General features: G+C 66.5%; 16 protein-coding genes. 13 read left to right on the top strand and 3 right to left on the bottom strand.

Annotated elements, in window-relative coordinates; genetic code table 11:
• Positions 1-39 precede the first annotated feature (39 nt).
• From copC to cueR, 4 genes are read left to right on the top strand one after another with little or no spacing between them, the layout of a single operon-like run.
• Positions 40-417: a copper homeostasis periplasmic binding protein CopC gene (gene copC, locus CHB74_RS01655; protein ID WP_089217844.1), complete on the top strand. Its 378-nt coding sequence runs from the start codon at positions 40-42 to the stop codon at positions 415-417.
• A gap of 4 nt (positions 418-421) precedes the next feature.
• Positions 422-1270, top strand: a complete 849-nt coding sequence (gene copD, locus CHB74_RS01650; RefSeq protein ID WP_089217843.1) for a copper homeostasis membrane protein CopD — start codon at positions 422-424, stop codon at positions 1268-1270.
• Positions 1271-1321: 51 nt separating this feature from the next.
• On the top strand, positions 1322-3712 hold the full coding sequence (locus CHB74_RS01645; protein ID WP_089217998.1) for a heavy metal translocating P-type ATPase: 2391 nt from the start codon (positions 1322-1324) through the stop codon (positions 3710-3712).
• The gene (gene cueR, locus CHB74_RS01640) at positions 3709-4095 is read left to right on the top strand and encodes a Cu(I)-responsive transcriptional regulator (RefSeq protein ID WP_089217842.1); all 387 of its coding nucleotides are present in this window, start codon (positions 3709-3711) and stop codon (positions 4093-4095) included. The genes CHB74_RS01645 and cueR overlap by 4 nt, the downstream gene beginning before the upstream one ends.
• A gap of 38 nt (positions 4096-4133) precedes the next feature.
• Here cueR and rnk read toward each other — a convergent pair whose 3' ends face one another.
• Positions 4134-4544 carry a nucleoside diphosphate kinase regulator gene (rnk, locus tag CHB74_RS01635; protein ID WP_089217841.1) on the bottom strand — a complete coding sequence of 137 codons (411 nt, stop codon included), beginning with the start codon at positions 4542-4544 and terminating at the stop codon, positions 4134-4136.
• A gap of 277 nt (positions 4545-4821) precedes the next feature.
• Positions 4822-5748 carry a DMT family transporter gene (locus CHB74_RS01630; RefSeq protein ID WP_089217840.1) on the bottom strand — a complete coding sequence of 309 codons (927 nt, stop codon included), beginning with the start codon at positions 5746-5748 and terminating at the stop codon, positions 4822-4824.
• A gap of 124 nt (positions 5749-5872) precedes the next feature.
• Here CHB74_RS01630 and ccmC point away from each other — a divergent pair, with 124 nt between their 5' ends.
• From ccmC to CHB74_RS01600, 7 genes are read left to right on the top strand one after another with little or no spacing between them, the layout of a single operon-like run.
• Positions 5873-6589 (top strand): heme ABC transporter permease CcmC, encoded by a 717-nt coding sequence (gene ccmC / locus CHB74_RS01625; RefSeq protein WP_089217839.1) that lies wholly within the window; start codon positions 5873-5875, stop codon positions 6587-6589.
• Complete coding sequence (gene ccmD / locus CHB74_RS21500) at positions 6586-6717, top strand: heme exporter protein CcmD (protein ID WP_144033686.1); 132 nt, start codon at positions 6586-6588, stop codon at positions 6715-6717. Before ccmC ends, ccmD begins: the two co-directional genes overlap by 4 nt.
• A complete protein-coding gene (ccmE, locus tag CHB74_RS01620; protein ID WP_089217838.1) occupies positions 6714-7175 on the top strand; it encodes a cytochrome c maturation protein CcmE in 462 nt (153 codons plus the stop codon). Before ccmD ends, ccmE begins: the two co-directional genes overlap by 4 nt.
• Positions 7172-9100 carry a heme lyase CcmF/NrfE family subunit gene (locus CHB74_RS01615; protein ID WP_089217837.1) on the top strand — a complete coding sequence of 643 codons (1929 nt, stop codon included), beginning with the start codon at positions 7172-7174 and terminating at the stop codon, positions 9098-9100. Before ccmE ends, CHB74_RS01615 begins: the two co-directional genes overlap by 4 nt.
• Entirely contained in the window at positions 9097-9636 is a 540-nt protein-coding gene (locus CHB74_RS01610; protein ID WP_089217836.1) for a DsbE family thiol:disulfide interchange protein, read from the top strand. Before CHB74_RS01615 ends, CHB74_RS01610 begins: the two co-directional genes overlap by 4 nt.
• Positions 9633-10040 (top strand): cytochrome c-type biogenesis protein, encoded by a 408-nt coding sequence (locus CHB74_RS01605; RefSeq protein ID WP_089217835.1) that lies wholly within the window; start codon positions 9633-9635, stop codon positions 10038-10040. The genes CHB74_RS01610 and CHB74_RS01605 overlap by 4 nt, the downstream gene beginning before the upstream one ends.
• Positions 10040-10678 carry a tetratricopeptide repeat protein gene (locus CHB74_RS01600; protein WP_089217834.1) on the top strand — a complete coding sequence of 213 codons (639 nt, stop codon included), beginning with the start codon at positions 10040-10042 and terminating at the stop codon, positions 10676-10678. The genes CHB74_RS01605 and CHB74_RS01600 overlap by 1 nt, the downstream gene beginning before the upstream one ends.
• Before the next feature lie 191 nt (positions 10679-10869).
• On the opposite strand, the gene ald is transcribed toward CHB74_RS01600, so the two are convergent.
• Positions 10870-11964 carry an alanine dehydrogenase gene (gene ald / locus CHB74_RS01595; RefSeq protein ID WP_089217833.1) on the bottom strand — a complete coding sequence of 365 codons (1095 nt, stop codon included), beginning with the start codon at positions 11962-11964 and terminating at the stop codon, positions 10870-10872.
• Positions 11965-12073: 109 nt separating this feature from the next.
• Here ald and CHB74_RS01590 point away from each other — a divergent pair, with 109 nt between their 5' ends.
• A complete protein-coding gene (locus CHB74_RS01590; RefSeq protein ID WP_089217832.1) occupies positions 12074-12586 on the top strand; it encodes an Lrp/AsnC family transcriptional regulator in 513 nt (170 codons plus the stop codon).
• A gap of 116 nt (positions 12587-12702) precedes the next feature.
• A complete protein-coding gene (locus CHB74_RS01585; protein WP_089217831.1) occupies positions 12703-14625 on the top strand; it encodes a potassium transporter Kup in 1923 nt (640 codons plus the stop codon).
• The last annotated feature ends 1 nt before the right edge of the window (position 14626 follow it).

The following is a 14626-nucleotide window of genomic DNA, read 5'->3' as shown; positions in this document are numbered from 1 at the left end:
GGCGGGCGCGTATTCAGGGCGGATTTCAAGGAGAGCCCGATGTTCCGCAAATTGACGATTTTCGCTTTGGCTGCAGCCGTTTGGGCGCCGGCTGCGATGGCGCACCCCAAGCTGGTTTCGGCCGCGCCCGCCGCCAACGCCGCGATCGCCCCGACGACGCGCATCGTGCTGAACTTTTCCGAAAAGCTGACGCCGCAATTTTCGGGCGCCGAACTGGTGATGACCGGCATGCCGGGGATGAAGGATCATCCACCGATGAAGATGTCTGGCGCCAAAAGCTCGGTCGGCCCCGACGGCAAGTCATTGGTGATCGTGATGGCACGTCCGTTGCCGGTGGGCACATATCGCGTGGATTATCATGTCGTTTCGGCCGACACCCACCGCATCAACGGAACCCACGTCTTTTCGGTGAAATGAGCCGATGGACGACGGCCTGACCGTCGCGCTGCGCTTCGGCCTCCGGCTGGACCTGATGTTGTTGTTCGGCCTTGGCGCGTTCGCGCTGTGGAATGGGCATCGGCTGGCGCGCGGGGCGGTGATGGCGCTGGCGATCGCCGGGGCCGGGCTGTCGCTATCGGGCTTGTGGGCGCAGGCCGCGTCGATGGCGGGCGTAATGCTGGGGGAGGTCGATCGGACGACGATCGGCTTCCTGCTGGCGGACACGTCAGGCGGCTGGGCCTGGCTGGTGCGGATGAACGCGTTGGCCGTGATGGTGTTCTGGCCATCGCCGCGCGGAACCGCGCTGTGGGGCGCTGTCGCGCTGGCCACCCTTGCCTGGGGCGGGCATGGCGTGATGAACGAAGGCGCGCTGGGCTGGCTGCACCTGGGCGCCGATATCCTTCACCTGCTTGCCGCCGGGCTATGGATCGGCGCGCTCGCCACGCTGCTATGGTTCCTCGCGCGGGCGCGCAGCTGCGATGGAGGAGGGCGGGTGGCGGCCTACGATGCTTTGGCTGGCTTTGCGCGATTGGGGACGATCATCGTCGGCCTGATCCTGATCACCGGGCTGATCAACGGCTGGGCGATCCTTGGCCCGAGCGGCACCCCGATCCCCGGCGAAGGGCTTTACGGTCGATTGATGACGATCAAGCTGGCATTGTTCGCGGCGATGCTGGGATTGGCGGCGCTCAACCGCTTCCGGTTGGTGCCGGCCTTCGCCGCTGACGGGCGCACGGGTGCACTGCGCGTGAGCGTCGCGGTCGAGGCCGCGCTGGGCATCACCATTCTGTTGCTTGTCGCCTGGTTGGGGATGCTTTCTCCCGCCTCTTGACCCTGACATGATGTCAAACCCTAGATGGTGTCGCGTGGAAGGAGAATGACGATGAATCAGTCCGGCGCGCATCGGCATGGACAGGAGGGCGCCCATGGCGGCGGCGGTTGCTGTGGCGGCCACAAGGGTGGTGGCGACGCCGCGACGCCGGCGGGGGCCGTGCTCGATCCGGTATGCGGCATGACCGTCGATCCGGCGACGACCGGGCATCACGCGGCCCATGACGGCAAGGATTATCATTTCTGCAGCGCGGGTTGCCGGACGAAGTTCATAGCCGATCCCGAACGCTATCTGGGCGATGGGCCGCGCATTGTGCCGGAAGCGGCGCCGGGTGCGATCTGGACCTGCCCGATGCATCCCGAAATCCGGCAGGAAGGGCCGGGCACATGCCCGATCTGCGGCATGGCGCTGGAGCCCGAGGAACCGTCGCTGGACGACGCGCCCAACCCGGAACTGGTCGATTTCACGCGCCGCCTGTGGGTGAGCGCGGTGCTGACCGTGCCCTTGCTGTTCGTGTCGATGATCGCGGACATGCTGGGCGTGCATTTCGTGCCGCCCGCGGCATCGCCCTGGGTGCAATTTGCGCTGAGCGCGCCGGTGGTGCTGTGGGCAGGATGGCCTTTCTTTGAAAGGGGTTGGCGATCGATCGTCACCCGCCATCTCAACATGTTCACCCTGATCGCGATCGGCGTGGGCGCGGCCTTCGCCTATAGCGTCGTGGCGACGGTGGCGCCGGGGTTGTTCCCCGAAACCTTCCTCACCCATGGCGGCATGGCGCCGGTATATTATGAAGCGGCGGCCGTCGTGGTGACGCTGGTGCTGCTGGGCCAGGTGCTCGAACTGCGCGCCCGTGCGGCCACCGGCCGCGCGATCCGCGCGCTGATGGATCTTGCCCCCAAGACGGCGCGACGGATCGGCCCCGATGGCAGCGAGAGCGAGGTGTCGCTCGACACCGTGGCGGTTGGCGATCGGCTGCGCGTGCGGCCGGGCGAAGCCGTGCCGGTGGATGGCGTGGTGATCGAAGGCCGGTCCAGCGTCGACGAATCCATGCTGACCGGTGAACCGATCGCGATCGCCAAGCAGGCCGACGATGCGTTGACCGCCGGGACGGTGAACGGAACCGGCAGCCTGGTGATGGAGGCGCGCGCGGTGGGCGCGGACACGATGCTTGCCCGCATCGTGCGCATGGTGGCCGAAGCCCAACGCAGCCGCGCGCCGATCCAGGCGGTGGCGGATCGCGTGGCAGGCTGGTTCGTGCCGCTGGTCGTGGCGATCGCGGTCATCACCTTCATCGTCTGGAACTTCGTCGGCCCCGAACCGCGTTTCGGCCACGCGCTTTTGAATGCGATCGCCGTGCTGGTGATCGCCTGCCCCTGTGCGCTGGGGCTGGCGACCCCGATGTCGGTGATGGTGGGCACCGGGCGCGGCGCGCGGGCCGGCGTGCTCGTCAAGAATGCCGAGGCGTTGCAGGCGTTCGAAACGGTGGACACGCTGGTGATCGACAAGACCGGCACGCTGACCGAAGGCAAGCCCGCGCTGATCGCGGTGGAGACGATCGGCGGCATGGCCGAGGGCGAGTTGCTGGCGCTGGCGGCGGCCGTGGAGGCCGGATCGGAACATCCGCTGGCGCACGCGATCGTTGTCGCGGCGGGCGAACGCAAACTTGCCGTGGCGAAGGCGGAAGGCTTCGAATCACAGACGGGCGCTGGTGTTACCGCGAACGTCGACGGGCGGCGGGTGGCGATCGGCAATGCCGTCCAGATGCGGAGCGTGGGTGCGGATCCGGCGCCGCTGGATGGCCGGGCGGAGGCGCTGCGCAAGGATGGTGCTGGCGTGATGCTGGTCGCGGTCGATGGTTCGCTGGCCGGCCTTCTGGCGGTGGCCGATCCGGTGCGGGCTTCGGCCAGCGAGGCGATCGCGGCGCTGAAGGCGGAAGGGCTGCGCATCGTGATGCTGACCGGCGACAACCGCACGACGGCCGAAGCCGTTGCCCGTGCGGTCGGCGGGCTGGATGAGATCCGCGCCGACCTGCGCCCCGAGGACAAGGCCCGGATCGTCGGCGAACTGAAGGCGCAGGGCGCCAAGGTGGCGATGGCTGGCGATGGCATCAACGACGCACCCGCGCTGGCGGCCGCCGATGTTGGCCTGGCGATGGGCACGGGCACCGACGTTGCCATCGAAAGCGCGGGGATCACGCTGACGCGCGGTGAACTTGCGGCGATCGTGCGGGCGCGGAAGCTGGCGCATGCGACGATGGGCAATATCCGCCAGAACCTGTTCTTCTCCTTCCTGTTCAACGGGATTGGCGTGCCGGTGGCGGCGGGTGTGCTCTATCCGGTCGCAGGCATATTGCTGTCGCCGATGTTCGCTGGCGCGGCGATGGCGCTTTCGTCCTTCGCCGTTGTCGCCAATGCCTTGCGGCTGAATGCGGTGAAGCTGTGAATATCGGCGCGGTATCCGACGCCAGCGGCGTCTCGCAGCGGATGATCCGCCATTATGAGAAGATCGGCCTGATCCCGCCGCCGCCCCGGCGGGACAGCGGCTATCGCGATTATTCGCAGGCCGATGTCCACCGCCTTCGCTTCATCGCCAATGCCCGCGACCTCGGCTTTCCGGTCGAGGAAATACGGACATTGCTGGAACTGTGGTCGGACCGGGCGCGATCGAGCGCCGAGGTGAAGGCGCTGGCGACGGCCCGGGCGGAGGAACTGGGCCGCAAGGCGGCGGCGCTGGAGGCGATGCGGGCGACGCTGATCGATCTGGCCACGCGCTGCCATGGCGACACGCGGCCCGATTGCCCGATCATCGACCGGCTGGCGAACTGACGTCAGGGGCGGGAAGGGCGGGCGCCCTTCGCCTGGGTTCAGGCGAGGGCGCGCGCGACTTTCACGATACGGATCTGCCGTTCATTGCCTTCACGATCGGGCCAGAGGATCGACTGCCCTTCGCTGAGCCCGATCAACCCCGCGCCGATTGGCGTGAGGATGGAGATGCGGCCGCTGTTGATATCGGCCTCGGGCGGCCAGACGAGTTCGACGGTGCGCGTCACTTCGCTGCCTTCGTCGATGAATTCGACCGTGGAGCCCATGGTGACGACGCCGGCCGGCAGATCGCCCGCGGGGTGGATTTCGGCGCGATCGATTTCGTTGAGCAGCAGTTCGGCGACGGCCGGCAGGCGCTGTTCGGCGCCGAGGGCAAGGCCATAGAGGCTGTCGGCCTCCGTATCGATCAGGTGCAGCGGCGGCCGCTGCGCAGCGGATTGGGCTTGGGTCACGAAAATAATCCTTGATGGTGCCGCATCGGCCCCGCGCGCGCAAAAAGGCGCGGCGAGCCGGCAGGCAAAGGCGATCGGGTTAGAAGCGATCGAAAAAATCTGTGCCCCGGACCCAGCCGAGGCGTGCGCCGGCGAGCCCGGGGCTAAATGCCCGCGAGAAACTGCCCCCCATGCTGGCACCATCGCTGGTATATGGTCTGCGCGATCATGGGGCCGATGATGTCGGGCCGGACGTGGCGTGTCAAATCATGCGCGGTGCGGCGTGCGCCAGATGGCCTCAGACGGGGGGGGTGGCCGCGACCGAATCGCGGCGCAGGCGATGTTCGCGATAGGCGGTGTAGAGGCCGCTGCCCGCGATCAGCGCGGCCCCGGCCAGCGTTGCGGCGGACGGCACGGCATACCAGAGCAGCCAGCCCATGATGATCGCCATCACGATCTGCAGATAATCGAAGGGGGCCACCGTCGAAACCGATGCGGCGCGCAGCGATGCGGTCATCAGGATCTGTGCCACGGCGCCGGCCACGCCGCCGATGGCGAGCAGGCCCATGGTGTGCAGCCCGTGGGTGCTGCCCCAGATGGCGGTGCCGATGCCGCCGACGACGGCGCAGGCGACGAAGAACCAGAACACGATCGAGCCGACGGTTTCGGTGGAGCCGAGCTGGCGCAGCGTGATCGTGACGCCCGACGTACCGAGCGCGCCGAGCAGGGCGACCATGATGCCCAGCCCGGGCAGGCCGGACGATCCGCCGGGGCGGGTGATGACGATGACGCCGATGAAGCCGATGGCGACGGCCATCCAGCGGTGGCGGCCGACATGTTCCTTGAGGATCAGGGCGGACAGGATGGTGGCGAAGATCGGCGCGGTGAAGCCGATCGTCGTCGCATCGGCCAGCGGCAGCAGGATCAGCGCGAAGAAGTTGAGCGTGATGCCGGTGAGGCCGATCGCGGAGCGCACGGCATGGGCCCAGGGCCGGTTGGGCTGGATATCGGCGAGGCCCGGCCCAAGCGCGAGCCAGGCGAGCACGATCGGCATGCCGAATACGGCGCGATAGAACACCATTTCGATCGCGACCACGCCATCATCGCCGGCGAGTTTCATCGCGGCGAACATGATGCCGAACATGACGACCGAGCCGATGCGGAGGAGGATGCCGCGCACGGGGGTATCGGCGCCGGAGCGGCGGGGCGAAGACGTGGTGGCCATCGTTGACGGCCTTAGGAGTGTCGCGCGCGGAGGGAAACCAACAAAAGCGGCCACACGGCATGATTTGTCACGCTTAGGACCGCTTCCCCCGCGCGACGACCTGTTCTAATAGCTCGATCGAAACATGCATATCTTCGCCAATCCCAACCGATTTCTTGGAATCGCCCGACCGCTGACTCCCTGGCTGGCCTGGGGGGGCGTGCTGCTGGTTGCGGTGGCGCTGGCATCCGGCTTGTTCCTCACCCCGCCCGAACGGCTGCAGGGCGAAAGCGTGCGGATCATGTATGTCCATGTGCCGGCCGCCTGGCTGGGCATGGGCGGCTGGACCGGCATCGCCATCGCCAGCCTCATGCAATTGGTGTGGCGGCATCCGCTGGCGGCGGTGGCCGCGCGGGCGGTGGCCTTTCCCGGCGCGCTGTTCACCGCGATCTGCCTGGTGACGGGATCGATCTGGGGGCGGCCGACCTGGGGCACCTGGTGGGTGTGGGACGGGCGGCTGACATCGATGCTGGTGCTGCTGTTCCTTTACATCGCCTATATCGCACTGGCCGATGCGAGTTCGGACAAGGGCGGTAGCAGCCGCGTGGCGGCGATCTTCGGCCTGGTGGGGGCGATCAACATTCCGATCATCAAATATTCGGTCGACTGGTGGAACACGCTGCACCAGACGGCGAGCATATCGTTGACCAAGAACACGATCGACGGTTCGATCCTGTGGCCGCTGCCGATCGCGCTGATCGGCTTTTCGCTGCTGTTCGGCGCGATCGTGCTGATGCGGATGCGCGCGTTGCTGGCCGAGGCGCGGATCGAGGCCCGGCTGAAGAGGATGGCCGACGCGTGAACCACTGGCCGTTCATCATTGCCGCTTATGCCATCACCATCGCCGGGCTGATCGGGCTGACGCTGGCGAGTTTCGCCGCGATGCGTCGCGCGGAAGCCGCGGCCGATGCGATCAGGAAGAAGCCATGAAGGCGAAGCATCAGCGGCTCGTTCTGGCGCTTGTGGCGGTGGCCGCGATCATCGGCGCGGCGTTCCTTGCGATGTCCGCGCTGAAGGATACGGCGGCCCTGTTCCGCACGCCGACCGAAGTGGCCGCCGGGACGGTGCCGACCGGCAAGCCGCTGCGGCTGGCGGGGATGGTGGTGCCCGGATCGATCCAGCGCGATCCCGATGGCGTGACCATCCGTTTCGTCCTGACCGACGAAGGCGCGACGGCGCCGGTGACCTTCCGGGGCATCACGCCCGATCTTTTCAAGGAAGGATCGGGTGCCGTGGCCGAGGGCAAGCTGGGCACCGACGGCGTGTTCGTGGCGGACAATATTCTGGCCAAGCATGACGAACGCTACATGCCGCCGCAGATGGAAAGCGCGATGAAATCCGAAAAGGACAAGCCCGTAACGGGCGGGGCGGGCGAGGCGCGACCATGATCGCAGAAACGGGGCTCGCCGCGCTGTGGCTCGCGGCGGCGCTGGCGGGGTTTCAGTTGCTGATGGCGGTGCTTGGGCTGACGCCCGCGCGTGGCGGCCTGATGGCGGCGGTGCGGCCGGTGGCCGTGGTGCAGGGCGTGCTGACCGCGATCGCTTTCACCTGCCTGATCATCGTCTTCGTGCAGGTCGATCTCAGCGTCAAACTGGTGGTGGCCAACAACCATTCGGCCAAGCCGCTGCTCTATCGGTTCGCGGGCGCGTGGGGGAACCACGAAGGCTCGATGCTGATGTGGGTGACGATCCTGGGCGTGGCCGGGGCGGCGGTCGCCCTGTTCGAGCGCAAGCTGAACGAACGCACGCTTATCGCCACGCTCGCCGCGCAGGCCTTTATCGGCCTTGGCTTCTACGCCTTCCTGCTGTTCGCATCGAACCCGTTCGAGCGGGTGTTTCCGGTGCCGGCGGAAGGCAATGGCCTGAACCCGCTGTTGCAGGATCCGGGCCTCGCCTTCCACCCGCCGACGCTTTACCTCGGCTATGTCGGGCTATCGGTGGCCTTCTCCTTCGCCGTCGGGGCGCTGGTGACACGCGATGTGGGGCCGGCCTTCGCTCGCGCGATGCGGCCATGGGTGCTGGCGGCGTGGATCATGCTGACGCTGGGCATCACGGCAGGCAGCTATTGGGCCTATTACGAACTCGGCTGGGGCGGCTGGTGGTTCTGGGATCCGGTGGAAAATGCGTCGCTGATGCCCTGGCTCGCGGCGACCGCGCTGCTCCATTCGGTGACGGTGCTGGCAACGCGTGACGGGCTGCGCGCCTGGACGGTGATGCTGGCGGTGGTCGCTTTCTCGATGAGCATGGTGGGCACCTTCCTCGTTCGTTCGGGTATCCTCACCTCGGTCCACGCCTTCGCCGTCGATCCGCAGCGCGGTGCGTTCATCCTTGGCCTGCTGGTCCTGTATATCGGCGGCGCGCTGACGCTGTTCGGCCTGCGCGTCGGCACGGTGAAGGAAGGCTCGCAGTTCGAGGCGGTAAGCCGCGAGGGCGCGCTGGTGGTGAATAACCTGATGCTTTCGGCGATCCTGGGGGTCGTGCTGGTCGGCACGCTCTATCCGCTGATGGCCGAAGCGATGACCGGCGAGAAATTGTCGGTCGGCCCGCCTTATTTCAATTCGGCGGCCGGGCCGATCGCGCTGCTGCTTGTCGTCGTGATGGCGGCCGGCCCGTTGCTGCGCTGGCGCCGCGACGACTGGAAGCCGCTGGTGATGCGGCTGGCGCCTGCCGCTCTGCTGACCGCGCTGGCGCTGCTGGCACTGTCGATCTTCGGCCCGCCGATCGGGATCTTCCCGCTTTTGGGCCTGATATTGGCGGCGGGTGTCGCGGTGGCGAGCATCGCGCCCTTGTGGAAACGCAACCTGCGGCGGACCCCGCTTCACATCTGGGGCATGGTGATCGCGCATCTCGGCGTGGCGGTTACGCTTGTGGGCATGGCATCCGAAACGGCGTTCACCAAGGAGACGCTGGTGGCGGCGCGGCCAGGCGAAACGCATGACGTCGGCCCATGGTCGGTGCGTTTCGATCGGGTCGATCCCGTGGCCGGGCCGAACTGGACCGCGATCGAGGCGACGTTGACCGCGACGCGCGGCACTTCCGCCCCGAAGACGCTGATCACGCAGGCGCGGATGTTCTATGCGCCGCCGACGGAAACCAACGAGGCGTCGATCACCTCGGTGCTCGACGGGCAGCTTTACGTCGTGCTCGGCAATGCCGACGATCAGGGGCGCTGGCAGCTGCGCCTGTGGTGGAAGCCGTGGGTGACCCTGATCTGGCTCGGCGGCGGGCTGATCGCGCTCGGCGGGTTGCTGTCGCTGATCGGCCGGGTGCTGCGCGAACGGCGCAGCCAGCGGGCGGAGGGCTATTATATATGAAGCTGCGCACCGTGCGGCTGGTGCTTTGGGCGCCGCTGATCCTGTTCCTGATCTTCGTCGCGACCTTTGCCACGGGGCTGATCAAGCCGGAGAGCAAGATCATCCCGTCGAAGATGGTGGGCAAGCCCTTGCCGCAATTCGCGCTGCCGCCCGGTGCGCCGGGGATAACGGGCCTTAGCAGCGCCGATTTTGCGCAAGGCGAGCCGCGCCTGCTCAACGTGTTCGCCAGCTGGTGCGTGCCCTGCGCGGCCGAAGCACCGCAGCTGACGCAACTGGCCGAGGCGGGCGTGAAGATCGACGCCATCGCCATTCGCGACAGGCCAGAGGATGTGGCGGGCTTCCTGCAACGCTGGGGCAATCCCTATCAGCGCATCGGCAGCGACACCCAAAGCAGCGTGCAGATCGCCATGGGCTCGGCCGGCGTGCCCGAAACCTTCGTCGTCGATGGCAAGGGCATCATCCGCCACCAGCATATCGGCGAAATCCGGCCCGAGGACGTGCCGGCGATCCTGGCGGCGGTGAAGGGCGCGCGATGAAGCGGGCGGCGATCATATTGTCGTTATTCGCCGCGAGTCCGGCGCTGGCGGATTCGGTGATGCCCCCGGCGGAACTGGCCTATAGCCAGCTGCCGGACGCGAAGCAGGAAGCGCAGGCGACTGCGCTGATGAAGACGCTGCGCTGTCTGGTCTGCCAGGGCCAATCGATCGCCGATTCGGATGCCGAGATGGCGGGTGACATGCGTGCGCTTGTCCGCAGCAGGATCGCCGCCGGCGAAACGCCCGATCAGGTGCGTCACTGGTTGATCGAACGCTATGGCAATTGGGTGACCTATGATCCGCCGCTCGATCGGCTGACCTGGCCGCTATGGGCGTTGCCGGCTGTGCTGATCGCGATCGGCGCGTGGCTGGCGCGGGGCCGGTTCAAGAAGAGGAAGCGCTGATGGGCTGGGCGATCATCGCGGTGATGGCGCTCGCCGCGGCGGCGGCGTTGTGGAAGTTCGGGCGCATGCCGCGCGGCTCCATGGAATTGCTCGGCGCGGCGCTGTTCCTTGGCTTGGCGGGCTATGCCTGGCAGGGCAGCCCCACGCGGGCGGGCAGCCCGACGCCGCCCAAGGTGGCGGCCAGGCAGCCCGACACCGCGACGGCGGATGAACGCGCCAAGATGTTCCCCGAGGTCGGCGGCGATGCCATGGTGCTGGAAGCCGCGCAGAACCTGCACGATCAGGGCCTCGACGCCTATGCCATTGCCACGCTGAAGGCAGGGCTGAACAAAAATCCGCGCAGCGCCGATCTGTGGGTCGGGCTGGGCAATGCGCTGGTCGTCTATGCCGATGGCCAGATGTCGCCGGCGGCGAAGCTCGCCTTCGACCGGGCGGGCCAGATCCAGCCCGATCATCCGGGTCCGCCTTTCTTCCTTGGCCTTGCCTTCGCGCAGGCCGGCCAGCTCGATCAGGCAGAAGCCGTGTGGCGGGGGCTACTCGATCGCAGCCCGGCCGACGCGCCATGGCGTGCCGACGTCGAACAGCGGCTGGCGCAACTGGACATGATGCGCGCCCAGATGGGCATGGGCGCGCGCTGAACCTGCCTGAATGCGGTATCCCGGCGAAGGCTGGGATCTCGTGGGGCAACGGATCACCCAACATTCTAAGATCCCAGCCTTCGCTGGGATGACGTCCATAAGATGACGCCGATAAAGAAATGGCCGCCACCCGCCCCCGGTGTCGTCGGAGGCGGATGGCGGCCCGGGGGGAGCTGGCTGACGTAAGGGCGTCAGTTCAGCGGGAGATCGAGCGCTTCGGCCACGGCGGCGTGGCGGATCTTGCCGCCCGAGACGTTGAGGCCGTTGGCGAGGTACGGATCGGCGGCCATCGCGGCTTCGGCGCCGAGATTGGCGAGCTTGAGCGCGAAGGGCAGGGTGGCATTGTTGAGCGCGAAGGCTGAGGTGCGGGCAACCGCGCCGGGCATGTTGGCGACGCAATAATGGATGATGCCGTCGACTTCGAACACCGGATCGTCATGCGTGGTGGCATGGCTGGTTTCGAAGCAGCCACCCTGATCGATGGCGATATCGACCAGCACGGAGCCGCGCTTCATCGTCTTCAGCATGTCGCGGGTGACGAGCTTGGGCGCGGCGGCGCCGGGCACCAGCACCGCGCCGATGACGAGGTGCGCGTTCTTCACCGCCGCCGCGATCGCCGCCTTGGAGGCATAGGCCGTCTTGATCTGGCTCGAGAAGAACATGTCGAGTTCGGCCAGGCGATCATTGTTGATGTCGTAGATGGTGACGTCGGCACGCATGCCGACGGCCATTTGCGCCGCGTTGACGCCGGCGACGCCGCCGCCGAGGATCGCGACGCGGGCGGGGGCGACGCCGGGAACGCCGCCAAGCAGAACGCCGCGGCCGCCCTGTTCCTTTTCGAGATAATGGGCGCCGACCTGAACCGACATGCGGCCGGCGACTTCGGACATCGGCTTCAGCAGCGGCAGCGTGCCGTTGCGCGAAGTGACGGTTTCATAAGCGATGCAGGTGGCGCCCGAACGCATGAGGCCGAAGGCCTGAGGCTTGTCGGCGGCCAGATGGAGGTAGGTGAAGAGGAGGTGGCGCGGCTCCAGCAACTCGATTTCGCTCGGCTGCGGTTCCTTGACCTTCACGATCATGTCGGACTGGGCGAACACCTCCGCCGGGGTGGCGACGATGCGGGCGCCGGCGTCCACATAATCCTGATCGCTGAAATCGATGCCGCTGCCGGCTTTGGTTTCGACGATCACCTCATGCCCGGCGGCCGCAAGTTCGGCCACCGACGGCGGCGTCAGCCCGACACGATATTCGTGATTCTTGATTTCCTTGGGAATGCCGACACGCATGATCGCCTCTCCATCATCCTTTGCGATGGACGGGGAATATAACTCGATATGAGCGGCAAATCCGTGCAAAGATGGGGCCATAACACCCTGTCTGACGCATGGATCCGTCATGAAGAACCCCGACATCGGCGGATTGATGCAAGGCAGTGTCGATGGCAAGGCCGATCGAGTCGATCGCGGCATCATGAAGATGCTCGCCGCTGATGCCCGCACCCCCGTAAGCCGCATTGCCGAGCGCGTCGGCCTGTCCCAATCGGCCTGCACGCGGCGCATTCAGGCGCTGGAGGCATCCGGGCGGATCGCAGGCTATGGCGTGCGCTTCGGCCCGCGGCGCATGGGCTTCCGCGTGACGGCGCTGGTCGACATCACGCTCAGCACCCAGGTGGAGGAGGATCTTGCCCAGTTCGAGCGGGCGGTGGCCAATATCGTCGGGGTGGTGGAATGCAGCCTGGTATCGGGCGCAAATGATTACCGGCTGAAGATCATCTGCCGCGACCTCGACGATTATGAACGCATCCACCGGGAGTATCTGGGCAAATTGCCGGGCGTGAGTACGATCAACAGCAGCTTCGTGCTAAGATCGATTCTCACGAGGAGCGAAGCGGATGCGATGCTCGGCTGACATGCCCGCAGGCGTTGCGGGGGGATTGGGGGCGTGCTAGGGGCGCCGGTTATTGCCCGCCGCTGGGGCCACGGGGCGGAAATCGGTTCCATGGACAGAACAGGGTCCGTCCTTCAATGAGCAGCAGCGAAGCCGTCCAGCATCATGCCGTTCACGGCCATGCGCCCGAAGGATCGGGGCTGCTGAAGCTTTCGCTCGGCGCCGTCGGCGTCGTGTTCGGCGATATCGGCACGAGCCCGCTTTACGCGTTCCGCGAAACCTTTGCCGGCCATCATCCGCTGACGCCCGACGAACTGCACATCCTGGGCGTGCTGAGCCTGATCTTCTGGTCGATGATGCTGGTGGTGACGATCAAATATGTCTCCATCATTATGCGCGCCGATAATAAGGGTGAAGGCGGCAGCCTGGCGCTGCTGGCGCTGATCAACCGCACGGCGCAGAACAAGCGCTGGACCAAGGGCATCGTGCTGCTCGGCGTGTTCGCCACGGCCTTGTTCTTTGGCGATTGCATGATCACGCCCGCCATGTCGGTGATGTCGGCGGTGGAGGGCCTGACCGTCGTCGAAAGCGGATTCGAGCCGCTGGTGCTGCCGATTTCGGTGGGCATCCTAATCGCGCTGTTTATGATCCAGGCGCATGGCACGGCCCGCGTCGGCCTGTTTTTCGGGCCGATCATGGCGGTTTACTTCATCGCGCTGGCGGTGCTGGGGCTGATGCACATCGCCGCCGACCCCACGATCCTGCGCGCGCTGAACCCCTGGTATGCCGTGCAGTTCTTCATGACCGACGGCTTCACCGCCTTTCTGGCGCTGGGCAGCGTCGTGCTCGCGGTGACCGGCGCCGAGGCGCTGTATGCCGATATGGGCCATTTCGGGCGCAACCCGATCCGGGTTTCGTGGATGGCGTTCGTGCTGCCGGCGCTGATGCTCAATTATCTGGGGCAGGGGGCGATGATCCTGAGCCTTGACGCCGCGACGGCGGCCGAGGCGATCAAGAACCCGTTCTTCCTGCTCGCGCCCGAAGAATTCCGCCTGCCGCTGGTGCTGATCGCGATGGCGGCGACGGTGATCGCCAGCCAGGCGGTGATCACCGGCGCCTTTTCGGTCACGCAGCAGGCGATCCAGCTGGGCTTCATCCCGCGCTTGCGCATCACCCACACCAGCGCCAGCACGGCCGGGCAGATCTACATCCCCGCGATCAACTGGGCGCTGATGGTGATGGTGATCCTGCTGGTGCTGAGCTTCCAGACCTCGTCCAACCTGGCGGCGGCCTATGGCATCGCGGTGACCGGGGCGATGCTCGTCGATACCTTCCTGCTGGCGGTGGTGCTGTTCAGCCTGTGGCGCTGGAACAAGCTGTGGGCGGGCTTCCTTGTTGCCGTGTTCCTGCTGGTCGACATCGCCTATTTCGCCGCGAACCTGACCAAGGTGCCCGATGGCGGCTGGTTCCCGCTGCTGGTGGGCTTTATCGCCTTCACCATGCTGACGACCTGGGCGCGCGGCCGTTTCCTGATGATCGAGCGGATGCGCGAGGCGGCGATGCCCGTGCAGGTGTTCGTGAAATCGGCCGTCAGCTCGGCCACCCGCGTGCCCGGCACGGCGGTGTTCATGACCTCCACCCCCGAAGGCGTGCCGCACGCACTGCTTCACAATCTGAAGCATAACAAGGTGCTGCATGACCGCGTGATCCTGTTGACGGTGAAGATCGAGGACGTGCCCTTCGTCGGCGACGGCAACCGCGTGATGCTGGAGGATCTGGATCAGGGCTTCTACCGCGTGATCCTGCGCTATGGCTTCATGGAGGAGCCGGACGTTCCGGCGGGGCTGGCCGGCATTTCGGACTGCGGGCCCAAGTTCAAGATGATGGACACCAGCTTCTTCCTGGCGCGGCAGACGCTGTTGCCGTCGTCGCGCCCCGGCATGGCGATCTGGCGCGAGAAGCTGTTCGCCTGGATGCTGCGCAACGCCGAAAGCGCGATGGAGTTCTTCAAGCTGCCGACCAACCGCGTGGTGGAACTGGGCAGCCAGGTCGAAATCTAGG

The organism is Edaphosphingomonas laterariae (assembly GCF_900188165.1).
Classification (GTDB): domain Bacteria; phylum Pseudomonadota; class Alphaproteobacteria; order Sphingomonadales; family Sphingomonadaceae; genus Sphingomonas_E; species Sphingomonas_E laterariae.
The sequence above is the reverse complement of the archived record's forward strand: the minus strand, read 5'-3'. Positions and strand labels throughout refer to the sequence as shown.

What these genes read in the sequence shown, in the direction of transcription:
- CHB74_RS01630 (WP_089217840.1), bottom strand. Translation starts at nt 5,748, where the DNA reads ATGGCCACCACGTCTTCGCCCCGCCGCTCCGGCGCCGATACCCCCGTG.
- CHB74_RS01600 (WP_089217834.1), top strand. Translation starts at nt 10,040, where the DNA reads ATGGGCTGGGCGATCATCGCGGTGATGGCGCTCGCCGCGGCGGCGGCG.
- CHB74_RS01590 (WP_089217832.1), top strand. Translation starts at nt 12,074, where the DNA reads ATGAAGAACCCCGACATCGGCGGATTGATGCAAGGCAGTGTCGATGGC.
- CHB74_RS01615 (WP_089217837.1), top strand. Translation starts at nt 7,172, where the DNA reads ATGATCGCAGAAACGGGGCTCGCCGCGCTGTGGCTCGCGGCGGCGCTG.
- ald (WP_089217833.1), bottom strand. Translation starts at nt 11,964, where the DNA reads ATGCGTGTCGGCATTCCCAAGGAAATCAAGAATCACGAATATCGTGTC.
- CHB74_RS01585 (WP_089217831.1), top strand. Translation starts at nt 12,703, where the DNA reads ATGAGCAGCAGCGAAGCCGTCCAGCATCATGCCGTTCACGGCCATGCG.
- copC (WP_089217844.1), top strand. Translation starts at nt 40, where the DNA reads ATGTTCCGCAAATTGACGATTTTCGCTTTGGCTGCAGCCGTTTGGGCG.
- CHB74_RS01605 (WP_089217835.1), top strand. Translation starts at nt 9,633, where the DNA reads ATGAAGCGGGCGGCGATCATATTGTCGTTATTCGCCGCGAGTCCGGCG.
- ccmE (WP_089217838.1), top strand. Translation starts at nt 6,714, where the DNA reads ATGAAGGCGAAGCATCAGCGGCTCGTTCTGGCGCTTGTGGCGGTGGCC.
- copD (WP_089217843.1), top strand. Translation starts at nt 422, where the DNA reads ATGGACGACGGCCTGACCGTCGCGCTGCGCTTCGGCCTCCGGCTGGAC.
- CHB74_RS01645 (WP_089217998.1), top strand. Translation starts at nt 1,322, where the DNA reads ATGAATCAGTCCGGCGCGCATCGGCATGGACAGGAGGGCGCCCATGGC.
- CHB74_RS01610 (WP_089217836.1), top strand. Translation starts at nt 9,097, where the DNA reads ATGAAGCTGCGCACCGTGCGGCTGGTGCTTTGGGCGCCGCTGATCCTG.
- ccmC (WP_089217839.1), top strand. Translation starts at nt 5,873, where the DNA reads ATGCATATCTTCGCCAATCCCAACCGATTTCTTGGAATCGCCCGACCG.